The organism is Streptomyces sp. NRRL F-5122, from assembly GCF_001507435.1.
In the GTDB taxonomy this organism is placed as follows: Bacteria; Actinomycetota; Actinomycetes; order Streptomycetales; family Streptomycetaceae; genus Streptomyces; species Streptomyces lannensis.
The window spans coordinates 149,900-165,612 of the sequence record NZ_LMWH01000302.1; the positions used below are offsets into that span (position 1 = coordinate 149,900).

The window sequence follows — 15,713 nt, forward strand, 5'->3', positions numbered from 1 at the left end:
CGTCGAACGCCTGCCCGCGCCACAATGGGGGCGTGAGTAACTCCAGTCCGGCCACACTGCCGTCCACCGCCCGCGTCGATGTCACCCTGCGGCTGCGGGACGCCCTCCTCGCGGCCTCCTTCACCGCCGACGGGCTGCTCGATCTGCTCGGGGCGCCCGCGTACGCGGCGCTCGCGCGGAGCGAGACAGTGCCCGCGCTCCGGGCCACACGCGGGGACACGGCGCTGGAGTCGCTCGTACGGCTGTTCCTGCTTCAACAGCCCGTGCCGCACGCCCGCGTGACGGGTGTGCTGCCCGTCGACGTGTGCGTGGAGGGCGGCTGGCTCGTCCGCACCGGTGGGGACGAGGTCGCCGCAACCGTGGACATCCGGCCGTACGGCGGACCCGGCGGCGAGGACTGGTTCATCGTCTCCGACCTCGGGTGCGCGGTCGGCGGTGCGGGCGGCATCGGCAGCCGGGACGAAGGAGTCGTCCTGGGGGTCGGCGGCGCCTCCACCACGCTGGCGGGCATCACCGTCCGCGCCCCCGTCGGCGCCGCCCTCGACCTCGGCACCGGCTCGGGGATCCAGGCGCTGCACGCCGCCCGGCACGCCACGCGGGTGACGGCGACCGACGTCAACCCGCGAGCCCTGGACATCGCCGCGCTCACACTGGCGCTGTCCGGCGCGCCGGCCGCGGACCTGCGCCAGGGTTCGCTGTTCGAGCCGATCGAGGACGACGAGACGTTCGACCTGATCGTCTCCAACCCGCCCTTCGTGATCTCCCCCGGCGCCCGTCTCACCTATCGCGACGGTGGCATGGGCGGGGACGATCTGTGCCGCACGCTCGTCCAGCAGTCGGGGCAGCGGCTGAACGGGGGCGGGTTCGCGCAGTTCCTCGCCAACTGGCAGCACGTCGAGGGGGAGGACTGGCAGGACCGGCTGCGCTCGTGGGTACCGCGCGGCTGCGACGCCTGGATCGTGCAGCGCGAGGTCCAGGACATCACCCAGTACGCGGAGTTGTGGCTGCGGGACGCCGGTGACCACCGCGGCGACACCGCGGAGTACCAGGCGCGGTACGACGCATGGCTGGACGAGTTCGAGGCACGCAAGGTGCGGGCGGTCGGTTTCGGCTGGATCGCGCTGCACCGGACCGAGGCCGTCGAGCCCAGCATCACGGTCGAGGAGTGGCCGCATCCGGTCGAACAGCCGCTCGGTGACACGGTCCGGGCGCACTTCGACCGCATCGACTACCTGCGGGCGCACGACGACGCGGCGCTGCTCGCGGGGCACTTCAGGCTCGCCGCCGAGGTCGTCCAGGAACAGGTGGGGCTGCCGGGCGCCGAGGACCCGGAGCACGTCGTACTGCGCCAGAACCGTGGGATGCGCCGTGCCACCAGGGTGGACACGGTCGGCGCGGGCTTCGCCGGTGTGTGCGACGGCACGCTGAGCGCGGGACGGATCCTCGACGCCATCGCACAACTGGTCGGCGAGGACCCGGTGTTGCTGCGTGACCGGACGCCTGCTCAGATCCGGTTGCTGGTCGAGCAGGGTTTTCTCGAGCCCGCGCGGTAGGCGTGGCGCCGGCCCCGGGCCGAGGCGCCCGCTCCGGCCCGGGGCCTCTTCGGACGTCGCGGACGTCCACGCGCCGCGCCAACCAGGGAAGGGACGCCGTGACGAGTGGCGGTACGTCATGTCCCGTAGTTGATCCGCCTGCCGTGATCGGCGGGGGAGGAAGCGGCGCGACGGCGAGTTCCGGCCGCGTCGGACCCCGGGCGCGTGACCGCGGGCCGCAGGCGTCGTCCGCGAGGCGGTGCGCGGCCGGCACGGACGGGGCCGTGCGCCGCACGTTCACCCGGGGGTCGTCCGTCGGCCGCCCGGACATGTCAGCCTCCCGTCTTCGGGTGGCCCGGGATGGGAGAGGAACGGGACATGGAGAGCGGACCGGCGATCTTCGCGGGGACGGTGTTCGCCCTGTTCGGCGGTGGGCTGATGATCTGGACGGCGACCCGGGTGCGCCGGCGCGAATCCGTCGCCGAGGGTGTGAGTCCCGTCGCGTCCGCCGCCCTCGCGGTCCTCGCCGCGGTGGCCGCGCTCGCTGCCGGCGCCTGGTGCTTCCTGCGCCTGTGACGTGAGGTTCCGGGCCGCGGGGCGCCCGCGGCCCCGGTAACCGGGGGATCACCCTCCGGACACGGACGAAAGACCTGCTCGCCGGTCCGGGCGGCAGGAATGCCGGTAGTCGGGTTACCGTTCGAGTGGCCGTTGCGGGCTTTTCCCGTTTGACACGGGGGCGGGATGTACCGTCACACTCCGCAGCGTCACCAGCGAGTGAGCCGAAGGGACGCGCCGGTGTCGAGAGGGCGAAGGCGCTTCAGCCCCGATGGGCTGGGCGCGGTCGCCCTGTCGACACCGGCCGCAGCCCCCCGGAGGCGAGCGAGCCGGACAAGAACGACCCCACCCCGGGAAGAAGGCCTGGGGAGGCCACAGCCGACCGGAGAGAAGAGCGAAGTTGTCCCCGACCAGCGAGACCGCACAGGGCGGCCGCCGACTCGTCATCGTCGAGTCGCCTGCCAAGGCGAAGACGATCAAGGGCTATCTCGGCCCCGGATACATCGTCGAGGCGAGCGTCGGGCACATCCGCGACCTTCCGAACGGCGCCGCGGAGGTGCCCGAGAAGTACACCGGTGAGGTGCGCCGCCTCGGTGTGGACGTCGAACACGACTTCCAGCCGATCTATGTCGTCAACGCCGACAAGAAGGCGCAGGTCAAGAAGCTCAAGGATCTGCTGCGAGACTCCGACGAGCTCTTCCTCGCCACCGATGAGGACCGCGAGGGCGAGGCCATCGCATGGCACCTCCAGGAGGTGCTGAAGCCCAAGGTCCCGGTCAAGCGGATGGTCTTCCACGAGATCACCAAGGACGCGATCCAGCAGGCCGTGCGCAATCCGCGCGAGCTGAACCAACTGCTCGTCGACGCCCAGGAGACCCGTCGCATCCTCGACCGCCTCTATGGCTACGAGGTCTCGCCGGTCCTGTGGAAGAAGGTCATGCCGCGCCTGTCGGCCGGTCGCGTCCAGTCCGTCGCGACCCGGCTCGTCGTGGAGCGGGAACGGGAGCGCATGGCGTTCCGCTCCGCCGAGTACTGGGATCTGACCGGCACCTTCGGCACCGGCCGCGCCGGCGACCCCTCCGACCCGTCGTCCCTGGTGGCACGGCTCGCGGCGGTCGACGGCAAACGGGTCGCCCAGGGCCGTGACTTCGACTCGGTCGGCCGGCTGAAGAGCGCGAACACCCTCCACCTCGACGAGCAGAACGCCCGCGCCCTGGCCGCCGCCCTGGAGAACACGCGGTTCTCGGTCCGGTCGGTCGAGTCCAAGCCGTACCGTCGCTCGCCGTACGCGCCGTTCCGTACGACGACGCTGCAGCAGGAGGCCAGCCGCAAACTCGGCTTCGGCGCGAAGGCCACCATGCAGATCGCGCAGAAGCTGTACGAGAACGGCTTCATCACCTACATGCGTACGGACTCCACGACCCTGTCGGACACGGCGATCACCGCCGCCCGTGCCCAGGTCACACAGCTGTACGGCGCCGACTACCTGCCCGCGCAGCCGCGTACCTACGCGGCCAAGGTCAAGAACGCGCAGGAGGCGCACGAGGCGATCCGGCCCTCGGGTGATCGTTTCCGCACCCCGGCGGAGACCGGCCTGACCGGTGACCAGTTCAGGCTCTACGAGCTGATCTGGAAGCGGACCGTCGCCTCCCAGATGAAGGACGCGACCGGTAACTCGGTCACGGTGAGGATCGGCGGCACCGCGGCCGACGGCCGGGACGCCGAGTTCAGCGCGTCCGGCAAGACCATCACCTTCCACGGCTTCCTGAAGGCGTACGTCGAGGGCGCCGACGACCCGAACGCCGAGCTGGACGACCGCGAGCGCCGGCTGCCGCAGGTCGCCGAGGGCGACGCGCTGAGCGCCGAGGCGATCACCGCCGACGGCCACTCGACCAAGCCCCCGGCCCGTTACACCGAGGCCTCGCTGGTCAAGGAGCTGGAAGAGCGCGAGATCGGCCGCCCGTCGACGTACGCGTCGATCATCGGCACGATCCTCGACCGCGGTTACGTGTTCAAGAAGGGCACGGCCCTGGTGCCGTCCTTCCTGTCCTTCGCCGTGGTCAACCTCCTGGAGAAGCACTTCGGACGGCTCGTCGACTACGACTTCACCGCCCGGATGGAGGACGACCTCGACCGCATCGCCCGCGGCGAGGCGCAGTCCGTGCCGTGGCTGAAGCGGTTCTACTTCGGTGAGGGCACCGGCGCGGGCGGTGCCGCCGACGCCGGCAACGGCGACGGGGACCACCTCGGCGGCCTCAAGGAACTGGTGACCGACCTGGGCGCGATCGACGCGCGCGAGGTGTCCTCGTTCCCCGTCGGACACGAGATCGTGCTGCGGGTCGGCCGCTACGGCCCGTACATCGAGCGCGGCGAGAAGGACACCGAGCAGCACCAGCGCGCCGACATCCCGGACGATCTGGCGCCGGACGAGCTGACCGTCGAACTGGCCGAGGAACTGCTCGCCAAGCCGAGCGGGGAGCGTCCGCTGGGCACCGACCCGGAGACGGACCGGCCGATCGTGGCCAAGGCCGGCCGCTACGGCCCGTACGTCACGGAGATCCTGCCCGAGGGCACGCCCAAGACGGGCAAGAACGCGATCAAGCCGCGCACGGCCTCGCTGTTCAAGTCCATGTCCCTGGACACGGTGACCCTGCAGGAGGCGCTCCAGCTGATGTCCCTGCCGCGCGTCGTCGGCGCGGACGCGGAGGGCGTGGAGATCACCGCGCAGAACGGGCGCTACGGGCCGTACCTGAGGAAGGGCACGGACTCGCGGTCCCTGCAGTCCGAGGACCAGCTCTTCACGATCACGCTGGAGGAGGCGCTGGCGATCTACGCCCAGCCCAAGCAGCGTGGCCGTGCAGCCGCGAAGCCGCCGCTGAAGGAGCTGGGTGAGGACCCGGTCAGCGGCAAGCCCGTCGTCGTCAAGGACGGTCGCTTCGGGCCGTACGTCACCGACGGCGAGACCAACGCGACCCTGCGCTCCGGCGACAGCGTCGAGGCGATCACCCCGGAGCGCGGCTTCGAGCTGCTCGCGGAGAAGCGTGCCAAGGCGCCCGCCAAGAAGACGGCGAAGAAGGCCGCAGCCAAGAAGGCACCGGCCAAGAAGACCGCGGCGAAGAAGACGGCGGCCAAGAAGACCACCGCGAAGAAGACGACGGCGAAGACGGCGGCCGCGAAGGCGACGTCGAAGAAGACCGCCGTCGCGAGGGCTGCGGCACCGGAGGACCCGGGCCAGGAGTGAGTGCGCCGTCCGGTCCGGATCTGCGGACCCGGCACCTGGTCCGCAGCCGGCGGCCGAGGCCGTCGCGCGGGCTTCGCACGACGCCCGCCCAGGCATCAGTTTGGTGTCGGGGCGGGCGTACGTTCGGGCGGCTGCCCCGGGTCGTCCGCCGCTGCCGATAGGCTGAAAGCATGACGCGAGCCGAGCAGCCAACGGCCCACCACCCGGCCCCCGACGACGCCCTCGTCGCCGACTCCCGTGAGCGCGCCGTCCGTGCTCTGCTGCGCCGGCCGCAGCTGAAGCGGTTGTGGAGTGCCCAGCTCGTCGGGGGTGTCGGCGACTTCCTCGCCCTGCTCGTCCTGGTCACGCTCGTTCTTCAGGCGGCCATCGCCGCCGGCTCCTTCGGCGGCGGCTACCGGGGTGTGGCGTTCGCGATCGCGACCGTCTTCGGCGCGCGACTCCTCGCCACCCTGCTCTTCGGAGCCGTCCTGCTCGGTCCGCTGAGCGCGCTGACGTCCCAGGAGGGTCCCCTCGACCGCCGCTGGACCATGGTCGGAGCGGACGGACTGCGGGCGGCCCTGCTGATCGTCGCCCCGCTGTGGATCGACTGGACCCCGGACAACGCGCTTCCGGTTCTGCTGGTCACGGCCTTCCTGACGGGTGTCGCCGAGCGGTTCTGGGCCGTGTGCCGCGAGAGCGCGGCGCCCGCCCTGCTGCCCGCGCCGCCCCTGGAGGGCGCGACCGTGCGCCCGCTGCCGGACCACATGGACGCTCTGCGGCGCCTGTCGCTGCGCACGGGATTCATGGCGGTCCCGCTGGCCGCCGCCGGACTCGTCGTCGTGTCGCTGGTGAACAACCTGCTGGGGACCGGCCTCGCCTGGTTCGACCAGCACCAGGTGGCCCTCGCCTCGTACGTGGCGGCCGGTCTGTTCGCCGCTTCGCTCTCGGTGGTCACCTCCCTCGAACTGCCCGACACCCGCACTCCGCGCCCGCGGTCTCCGCTGGAGGGACTGCGCCTTCCCCGGACGGGCACGGGCGCCGACAAGGGCCGCACGGGCGCCATACCGCTACTGGTGCTCGCCTGCGCCGCCGTCGCCGGGGCGGTCGCGGCGGTCGTCGCCGTCTGCGTCCTGCAGGCCAAGGACCTGGGCGGCGGCCCGGTGCTGTACGGCCTGCTGGTTCTCGCGCTGACCGGCGGCGCCGCGGTCGGCATCCGTACGGCGCCCCGCATGCTGCCGTCGCTGTCGCGGCGCCGGCTGCTCGCGCTGGCGACCGCCTTCACCGGCGTCGCGCTGCTCGCCGCGGGGCTGGTCCCGGACGTCTCCACCGTGCTGTTCATCGTGGCGCTCGCGGGCGTCGGCGCCGGTGTCGCCGCCAACACCGGGCACACGCTGCTCGACCAGGAGGCGGAGGACCACCGGCGGACGCGGACGACCGAGCATCTGCACGCCGTCGTCCGCGTCGTCGTGGCCCTGGGCGCGCTGGTGGCCCCGGTCGTGGCGGGCGCGATCGGACCGCACCGGCTGGAGAACGGCAGGTTCGTCTTCGCGCACGGCGGTGCCTCGTTCACGCTGATGCTGGTCGGCGCGCTGCTGCTGCCCGTGGCCGCGTTCGTCCTCGCCAAGGCGGACGACCGCTCCGGAGTGCCGCTTCGGCACGACCTGCGTGATGCGCTGCGCGGGGGGGACGACCCGGTGGAGGCGCCGGGCACGAACGGATTCTTCATCGCCCTGGAGGGCGGCGACGGCGCCGGCAAGTCCACCCAGGCCGAGGCGCTCGCCGAATGGATCCGCGGCAAGGGACACGAGGTGGTGCTGACCCGGGAGCCCGGCGCGACACCGGTCGGGAAGCGGCTGCGGTCGATCCTGCTGGACGTCTCCAGCGCCGGTCTGTCGCATCGCGCGGAGGCGCTGTTGTACGCGGCGGACCGTGCTGAGCACGTGGACACGGTCGTCCGGCCGGCCCTGGAACGGGGCGCGGTCGTGGTCTCGGACCGGTACATCGACTCGTCCGTGGCCTACCAAGGGGCGGGTCGCGATCTGTCCCCGACGGAGATCGCCCGCATCAACCGGTGGGCGACCAACGGTCTCGTGCCCCATCTGACCGTCCTGCTGGACGTGGCGCCCGAGACGGCGCGCGAGCGGTTCACGGAGGCTCCCGACCGGCTGGAGTCGGAGCCGGCCGAGTTCCACGCGCGTGTGCGCTCCGGATTCCTCACGCTGGCCGCGGCGGACCCCGGCCGCTATCTGGTCGTCGACGCCGGGCAGGAGCCCGAGGCGGTCACCACCGTGATCCGGCACCGGCTCGACCAGATGCTTCCGCTGTCCGAGGCCGAAGTGGCGGCCCAGGAGGAGGCGCGCAGGAAGGCCGAGGAGGAGGCTCTGCGCAGGGCCGAGGAGGAGGCCGAGCGCAAGGCCGAGGAAGAGCGGCTGGAGCGCGAGCGCAAGGAGCAGCTCGCCAGGCTGCGCGCCGAGGAGGAGGAGCGCAAGCGGCACGAGCTGGAGGAGGCGCAGCGCCGCGAGGCCGAGCGGCAGGCCGAGGAGGCCCGGCTGCGGGCCGAGGAAGCCCGTCGGCGTGCCGAGGAGGAGCAGGCGCGGCTGCTCGCGGAGGAACAGGCGCGGGCGGCCGAGGAGGCGCGTCGGCGCGCCGAGGAGGAGCGGCGGCGCAAGCAGGCCGAGGACGAGGCGCGGCTTCGGGCCGAGGCCGACGCGCGCCGGCTGGAGAAGCAGCGGAGGGCCGAGGAGGCGCTGCTGCGGGCCGAGGAGGCACGCCGGGCCGCTTCGGAGGCGGCGGCTTCGGCCGCCACGGCGGTGTCGGGTCCGGTCGGCTCCGGCGCAACGGGGGGTGCCTCGTCCGCTCCCACCGAGGCCGGCGCGGCTTCCCCCACCGAGGCCTCGCCGGACAGCGAGATCACGGTTCCGACGCCGATCGTGACGCCGGACGACGCTCCGGGCCGGCCGGCGGACGAGAACGCCGTCCTGCCGCCGGTGCGCCCGCGGGAGACCGAAGCGGAGACCACGGCGAAACTGCCGAAGCCGCCTGTGGTGCCGGGTGCGGCGGACGAGACGGCGGTGCTGCCGCCCGTGGTGCCTGGCGCGGCGGACGAGACGGCGGTGCTGCCGCCCGTACGGGACGCCGATGCCGCCGATCCTTCGGACCGGGTGCCGCCGGGCTTCTTCCGCGACGAGCGTCCGGCGCCGCGACCGGACGGGGCCGAGGACCGCACGCGCGAGCTGCCGCAGATGGACGCGGGCGGCCGTCCCCAGCGCCGTTCCCGTCCGGACTGGGCGGAGGAGACGCCGCTGGACGACCTTCCGACCCTGGCGGACGAGCTGCTCGGCCCGCAGGAGGACGAGGACTGGAACGACGGCCCGGGGCGCGGACGGCGCCGCTGAGACGGAGACGCCGGCGGCGTGTGCCACGGCACGGCGCCGCCGTTCGTCCCGGCGATGTCGCCGGCCTGCTCCCTGCCGGTGCGTCCGCGTGATGTCAGTGGCGGGCCGCACAATGGACGCCGGAAGGGCGAAGTGCGAGGGAAGGGCGGTGTCCCGTGACGGTGTGGGACGACCTGGTGGGCCAGGAGAAGGTGAGCGAGCAGCTCGACGCGGCTGCGCGTGACGCCGACGCCCTGGTCACCGCGGCCGCCGCCGACGGGCCGCTGCCCGAGGCCTCGAGGATGACGCACGCCTGGCTGTTCACGGGGCCGCCAGGCGCGGGGCGCTCGCAGACGGCGCGGGCGTTCGCCGCGGCGCTCCAGTGCGTGAGCCCGGACCGTGCGCTCGGAGGCGCTCCGGGCTGCGGCTTCTGCGACGGCTGCCACACCGCCCTGATCGGCACCCATGCGGACGTGACGACCGTCGCCGCCGTGGGCGCCCAGATCCTCGCCGCCGACATGCGTGACACGGTACGCAAGTCGTTCACATCGCCGGCGAACGGCCGCTGGCAGGTCATTCTGGTCGAGGACGCCGAGCGTCTGAACGAGAAATCGGCCAACGCGGTCCTGAAGGCCGTCGAGGAACCCGCTCCGCGGACGGTGTGGCTGCTGTGCGCCCCGTCCCTGGAGGATGTGCTGCCGACGATCCGCTCCCGCTGCCGCCACCTGAATCTGCGCACTCCCTCCGTGGAGGCGGTCGCGGACACGCTGGTGCGGCGCGACGGCATCGAGCCGGGGATCGCGTCGGCCGCCTCCCGCGCCACCCAGGGCCATGTCGACCGCGCCCGCCGGCTGGCCACGGACGAGCGGGCCCGCGCACGGCGCGCCGAGGTACTGCGACTCCCGCTGCGGGTCGATGACGTCGGAGCCTGCCTCAGAGCCGCTCAGGAGCTGGTCGACGCGGCCACGGAGGACTCCAAGGAGCTGGCGGAGGAGATCGACGTCAAGGAGACCGAGGAGCTGAAGGCGGCACTCGGCGCGGTTCAGGGCGGCCGGATGCCACGCGGCACCGCGGGTGTGATGAAGGAGCTGGAGGAGAAGCAGAAACGCCGCAGGACCCGCACCCAGCGCGACAGCCTGGACCAGGCACTCAGCGATCTCACGGGCTTCTACCGCGACGTCCTCGCCCTCCAGTTCGGCTCCCGCGTGGCCCTGGCGAACACGGACACCGAGGACGCCCTGGACCGACTGGCCCGTGGCAGCACCCCGGAGTCGACACTGCGCCGTATCGAGGCGATCGCCGCATGCCGGGACGCCCTGGACCGCAATGTGGCGCCCCTGCTGGCGGTGGAGGCGATGACGATGGCGCTGCGGGCGGGGTGAGGCGCCGAGGGCGGAGAGGTACGCCGGGGAGCGCGTTCCCGGTCGTGGCGGTGAGAGCCGACCGGGCAGCGGAGGCGGCAGGACGGCGGCGAGCCCGGGACAGGCGGAAACGGCTCGCCGCAGACCGACGCGATCACTCGTACGAAGTGGCTATTCCACCTAACGTGACCAATTGATCGCTCAGGGTTACGCTCACCAGATGCACATCAGGCGCATTCCCGGACCGTCCCGCCGTCCCCACCCCTCCCGCCTCCTGTCGCTCCTGCGCCCGTTCCGCCCGACACGGACGCGCGGTACCCTGCTGGCCGCCACCGCGCTGCTCATCTCGGCCTGTTCGTCGGGGAGTTCGACGACCACCACGGCGGAGGTGGCGCTGGCCGCGCTGCCACGGTCGACGCCGTCGGTGCTCGCCCCGTACTACGCGCAGAAGCTGATCTGGCACAGCTGCGGAGCGGCCGGTTTCGAGTGCTCCACGATGAAGGCCCCCCGCGACTACGGCAAACCCGCCTCCGGGGACGTGAAGTTGGCCGTCACCCGCAAGAAGGCCGCGGGTCAGGGCAAGCCGCTCGGCTCCCTGCTGGTGAACCCGGGCGGGCCGGGCGGGTCGGCGGTCGGCTATCTGCAGCAGTACGCCGGGATCGGCTATCCCGCGGAGATCCGGGCCCGCTACGACATGGTCGCCTTCGACCCGCGCGGTGTGGCCCGCAGCGAGCCGATCGAGTGCCTCGACGGGCCCCGCATGGACGCCTATGCGCAGACAGACATGACCCCCGACGACCAGAAGGAGAAGAACCTGCTGGTCGATGCGTACCAGCGGTTCGCGGAGGGCTGCGGCCGGCAGTCGGCGGACCTGCTGCGCCATGTGTCCACGGTCGAGGTGGCCCGCGACATGGACATCCTGCGGGCGGTGCTCGGTGACCAGAAGCTGAACTACGTCGGAGCCTCGTACGGGACGTTCCTCGGGGCGACGTACGCGGGGCTGTTCCCGGAGCGGGTCGGCCGCCTGGTGCTCGACGGCGCGATGGACCCGTCCATCTCGGCGCTCCGGCTCAACGAGGACCAGACGGCGGGCTTCGAGACGGCGTTCCAGTCCTTCGCCAAGGACTGCGTACGGCAGGCGAACTGCCCGCTGGGCGGACCGGGCACCCCGCCCGCGCGGGTGGGCGACAACCTCAAGGCGTTCTTCAAGAAGCTCGACGCGTCCCCCATCCCCACCGGCGACACGAGCGGCCGCAAGCTCAGCGAGGCCATCGCCACCACCGGAGTGATCGCCGCGATGTACGACCAGGCGGCCTGGCCCCAACTGCGGGTGGCGCTGACCTCGGCGATGAAGAAGAACGACGGCGCCGGACTGCTCCTGCTGTCGGACAGCTACTACGAGCGGGGCGCGGACGGCAAGTACGCGAACCTCATGTTCGCGAACGCGGCCGTGAACTGTCTGGACCTGCCACCGGCGTTCTCGAGCCCGCAGGACGTGGAACGGGCGCTCCCGTCGTTCGAGAAGGCGTCACCGGTGTTCGGGGAAGGGCTGGCCTGGGCGTCACTGAGCTGCGCGTACTGGCCGGTCAAGGCGACCGGACAGGCACACCGCATCGAGGCCAAGGGGGCCGCGCCGATCCTGGTGGTGGGTACGACTCGCGACCCGGCGACTCCGTACCCCTGGGCGCAGTCCCTGGCCGCCCAACTCTCCTCCGGCAGGCTGCTCACCTATGAGGGCGACGGCCATACGGCCTACGGCCGCGGCAGCAAGTGCATCGAGGCGGCGGTCGACACCTATCTCCTGCGGGGCACGCCACCGGAGGACGGAAAGCGCTGCTCATAGGTGCTGTGGCACACTGCTGTGCGGCGCCCGGGAGGCATGGTCGGAGCACCCTGGGAAACTGTGTAGACTTACCGACGTTGCTGATCGCACCATAGTGCGGACAGCGCGCCGCTTTAGCTCAGATGGCCAGAGCAACGCACTCGTAATGCGTAGGTCTCGGGTTCGAATCCCGAAAGCGGCTCCACCCAAACCCCAGCCCAGAGTGACTCTGAGCTGGGGTTTTTGCGTTCAGCGGATGCGGCGACGCCGCCGCGCACGGGCGGTGCCGATGTGTATGAACGTAGGCATGTCCACGCCCAGCTAGTTCAGGTCGGGTGACATGCTCTTGTCGCAGCTCTCCGGTGGCGCCTCACGTCGCTGTGGATCGCCGCGAGTCTGTCGTGGCGGACGAGCGTTTCTGCCCTGTTCCCCGAAGGCTCCGGCCGAGTCGGCTGCGGATGCCGTTGGCCACGGGGATCCGGTCAGTCGCTCTGCCGGTAGTTCATGAACCAGTGGGTGTCGAAATAGCGGGCCATCGTGAAGCGGTGATGCGGGTCGACGAGAATGCGGCAGACGAACTCCGCGGCCCGGCAGTCGAAGGGGACGTCCTTGCCGTCGAAGGACCGGACCACGACGGGCCAACGATCGGGGTCGTCGCCGTCGGCCCGCCAGCAGTACAGGTCCTCGTGCTCAGTGCCGGCCCAGATGAGCAGGCCGTCCTCCCTGAGACCCGGCCACGGCTCCTGGTTCAGGTCCAGATATCCGTCGAAGGCGCCCTCGCCGAACGTTTCGACCATGCGCTTGTAGTCGCTCGGCAGCGCAGTGCCCAGGCGTGACTCCACCTCCGTCCAGTCCATGTCCGGCCGCCGGGCGGGCTGTGTCCAGCCGGTGATCCCTTTGAGCCGCTCCATCCAGTCGACGTCCTCGTCCGGAGCGACCGCCAGGGGTTCCGGCACCTCCCGGTGAGCGACCACCAGCACCGGGCGCTCGACTCCCCCGGTGTCCCGCGCCGTACCCGTGCCGACCCACTGGTCCCCGTACGCCCACGCCCGGATCTTGACGGCCCGGCCCTCGAAGGGGGCGAGGAGAGCCGCGCCCTTGGACTCGTCGACCGTCGGGTCGGTGAAACCGTCGAGGACGAGGGTGCGCGGGGCGCCGTACCTGCCGTCGAGCAGGTCGGTCAGAGCCTGCGGGTCCAGGTCGTCCGGCAGGTACATATGGCCGTCGCCCGGGCCGAGCCGGGCCAGCAGGTCGTTGACGGTCGTTTGGGTGAGCTCCACAGCGAACAGTGAAGCGCACCGCACTGACAACCCCCGCGCAGGCCTACGCGCCTGATGCGCTGCGGCAGCGAGTACGCGCATACGCCGAGGACTTCGGGAGGACCCCGATGGGAGGGCCGAGCCCGCGGGTGGATCGTGCCGGGGCCACTGGTTGTTGCGTTCGTGGACCATCCAAATCCACGGCTCCGTCGCCCGGTCGGATCACTCTGTGCCCCGTCAATGAACCTGTTCGATCGGGGACATCTTGTTCAGCCTTCATGATGAGTGCCGTCACGCCCATGTGGGGCGTCGTGACTTTCTCGGACTCGCGGCGGGTGCCACGCTGACTGCGGCCGGGATCGGCTCCCTCTTGGGTGCCGCACCGGCGGCGGCCGCACCGGCACATGCCTCTCCTGCGAACGATCCGGACTCGCCCCTGCGTTTCGCGCTGGTGACGGACACACACGTGAATGTGGGTTCGCCCCAGACCACGCAGTGGCTGACCCAGGTATGGGCCTCGATCGCCGCCCGTACCCCGGATCTCGTGCTGCACTGCGGGGACATCACCGACACCGGGCGGCCCGACGAGTTCGACCGCTACGCCGAGATCCTCCCGCCCGAGCTGCACGGCAAGATGCACTACTCACCCGGGAACCACGACGTGCGCTGGGATCCGTCCGCCAAGGAGGAGTACCACTCGCACTTCGGCCCGGCCCCGTACTCCTTCGACGCGGGCGGGGTCCACTTCATCGGCTTCGACCCCACCCAGGTCCTCCAGGAACCCGGGCACTACGGTCCGGGTGGGCTGAACTGGCTGGAGGACGATCTGCGGCGGATGCGGCCGGGTACGCCCGCGGTGCTCTTCCAGCACTTCCCGCTGGGCAACACCTTCTACTACGCCGACGACCAGACCGCCGTGCTGGACGTGCTCGCCGACCACAACGTCCGTGGCATCTTCGCGGGCCATATCCACAGGGAAGTGGTCACCGGGTTCAACGGCCTCACCCAGGTCGGGCTCAACGCGGTGAAGAACGGCGCTCTGTACTACTGGGTCGAGCGGCAGCGGTCCGCCGACGGTACGCCGGTGCTCCGGGTGAGCCGGATCAACGTCGCCGCCGACGGGACGGAGACCGAAGTACCCGTGACGGCCTTGCCGCTCGCCGGTGAAGGTCCCGGCCGCGCGCAGCGCCCGCAGCAGGTCGCCCTCGGCAAGGTCGCCGCCGGGCGTCTGCCGGTCACGGTCAAGGTTCAGTCGGCGGCCCGGCCCGCCCGAGTGGCGGTCGACCTCTATCCGCAGAGTGTCTTCGGCGGGACGTCCACGCCGGTGTGGCAGAACCTCTCTGCCGGGGAGGGACACGAGTGGAACGGCTCGATCGACGTCTCTTCGCTCGCACCGGGCAGCCAGCGCCTGCGCCTCCAGGTCACCGGCGCGGACGGAACCTGGTGGGAGGACACCGCGCGGTTCGAGATGGACCGCACCGCCGCCGACCCCCGAGCACGGTGGCGGTACCGGCTGCCCGGCGCGGTTCAGGGTGGCATCGCCGTGATCGGTTCCGGCTCCCGGCGTGCGGTGGTGGCCGGGTCCTCCGGCGGCACGGTGGTCGCACTGCGCCCCGACGGGCACGGGTCTCCCTCCCGTCTGTGGTCCGCGCAGGTGGGCCCGGTGTACCGGAGGCCCGCGGTCGACGCCGCGGCCCGCACCCTCTTCGTTCCGTCGTCGGACCACCGGCTCTATGCGCTGCGGGCGGCCGACGGCCACGAGAAGTGGCGCTTCGAGGCGGGAGCACCGGTGCTCAGTGCGCCTCTGGTCGCTGAAGTCGACGGCGAGGAAAGGGTGTTTTTCTCCGCGGGGCGGTCACTGTTCGCGGTGGACGCGCGGAGCGGACATCGCCTCTGGTCGGTGCCGGACCGAGGATTCTCGTCGGGCCGGGCCGCCTCCGACGGCCTGCGGGTCTACACGGCCGCGGACGACGGCTACGCGCGTGCCCACGACGCCACGACGGGAGAGGAACTGTGGGCCTTCGCCATGGCGACGGGCACCGAGAACCACGTGGCTCTCTACAGCGGTTGGGACAACGTTGTTGCGGTCGACGGCGGTGTTGTGGTCGTCGGGTCGGTCGCCGGTTCCTGGGGGCTGAGTGCGGCCACGGGCGCGGTGCTCTGGAAGCTTGCCGGTAGCGCGATGTACGCGCCGGCCGTGCTCCTCGGCGACGGATCGGCGCTGCTGACCACGGAGTGGGGCGTGATGTCCCGGATCGACCTGGCGACGGGTGCCGAGCGCTGGCGGACCGACCTGGCCGTACGCGTCTTCAACGCCGGCGTGGTGGTCAACGGTGCCACGGCGTGGGCCCAGTCGGTCGACGGTCGGCTGCTCGGAGTCGACCTGACCGACGGGACACCGCGGGGACGCCTCCAGCACAGCCTGGCGTACTCCTTCAGCACACCGGCGATCGTCGGCGAGATCCTGGTCGTCGGCGACCAGAACGGCATCGTGGCAGGCATCGACCTGCCGTAGTGCTCCGCGGACGCCGGGCGAGCCGGTCTCGCCCGACCGGGGACGAGGCCGGGCCACGGTGAAGACGCACATCAA

Annotated in this window: 8 protein-coding genes and 1 tRNA gene; 8 read left to right on the top strand and 1 reads right to left on the bottom strand. The window is 71.8% G+C overall.

Annotated elements, in window-relative coordinates; all coding sequences use genetic code 11:
* Positions 1-32: 32 nt before the first annotated feature.
* The 7 genes from ADL25_RS44205 (at position 33) to ADL25_RS44235 (ending at position 12,069) form a co-directional block, all read left to right on the top strand.
* Positions 33-1,553 carry a DUF7059 domain-containing protein gene (locus ADL25_RS44205; RefSeq protein ID WP_059133615.1) on the top strand — a complete coding sequence of 507 codons (1,521 nt, stop codon included), beginning with the start codon at positions 33-35 and terminating at the stop codon, positions 1,551-1,553.
* Positions 1,554-1,910: 357 nt separating this feature from the next.
* Positions 1,911-2,108: a hypothetical protein gene (locus tag ADL25_RS44210; protein WP_059133616.1), complete on the top strand. Its 198-nt coding sequence runs from the start codon at positions 1,911-1,913 to the stop codon at positions 2,106-2,108.
* Between the two features lie 379 nt (positions 2,109-2,487).
* A complete protein-coding gene (gene topA, locus ADL25_RS44215) occupies positions 2,488-5,328 on the top strand; it encodes a type I DNA topoisomerase (RefSeq protein ID WP_059133617.1) in 2,841 nt (946 codons plus the stop codon).
* A gap of 170 nt (positions 5,329-5,498) precedes the next feature.
* The gene (gene tmk / locus ADL25_RS44220; RefSeq protein WP_059133618.1) at positions 5,499-8,702 is read left to right on the top strand and encodes a dTMP kinase; all 3,204 of its coding nucleotides are present in this window, start codon (positions 5,499-5,501) and stop codon (positions 8,700-8,702) included.
* A gap of 155 nt (positions 8,703-8,857) precedes the next feature.
* Positions 8,858-10,063: a DNA polymerase III subunit delta' gene (locus ADL25_RS44225; protein ID WP_059133619.1), complete on the top strand. Its 1,206-nt coding sequence runs from the start codon at positions 8,858-8,860 to the stop codon at positions 10,061-10,063.
* 199 nt (positions 10,064-10,262) lie between these two features.
* Positions 10,263-11,885 (top strand): alpha/beta hydrolase, encoded by a 1,623-nt coding sequence (locus ADL25_RS44230; protein WP_059133620.1) that lies wholly within the window; start codon positions 10,263-10,265, stop codon positions 11,883-11,885.
* A 107-nt stretch (positions 11,886-11,992) separates the two neighbouring features.
* Positions 11,993-12,069, top strand: a tRNA-Thr gene (locus tag ADL25_RS44235).
* A gap of 277 nt (positions 12,070-12,346) precedes the next feature.
* Here the strand turns inward: ADL25_RS44235 and ADL25_RS44240 are convergent.
* Entirely contained in the window at positions 12,347-13,144 is a 798-nt protein-coding gene (locus ADL25_RS44240; RefSeq protein WP_234381307.1) for an SMI1/KNR4 family protein, read from the bottom strand.
* 280 nt (positions 13,145-13,424) lie between these two features.
* Between ADL25_RS44240 and ADL25_RS44245 the strand changes: the two genes are divergently transcribed.
* Positions 13,425-15,638: a PQQ-binding-like beta-propeller repeat protein gene (locus ADL25_RS44245; RefSeq protein ID WP_059133622.1), complete on the top strand. Its 2,214-nt coding sequence runs from the start codon at positions 13,425-13,427 to the stop codon at positions 15,636-15,638.
* Positions 15,639-15,713 lie beyond the last annotated feature (75 nt).

Coding starts and splice junctions, on each gene's coding strand:
- tmk (WP_059133618.1), top strand. CDS start 5,499: ATGACGCGAGCCGAGCAGCCAACGGCCCACCACCCGGCCCCCGACGAC.
- ADL25_RS44210 (WP_059133616.1), top strand. CDS start 1,911: ATGGAGAGCGGACCGGCGATCTTCGCGGGGACGGTGTTCGCCCTGTTC.
- ADL25_RS44230 (WP_059133620.1), top strand. CDS start 10,263: ATGCACATCAGGCGCATTCCCGGACCGTCCCGCCGTCCCCACCCCTCC.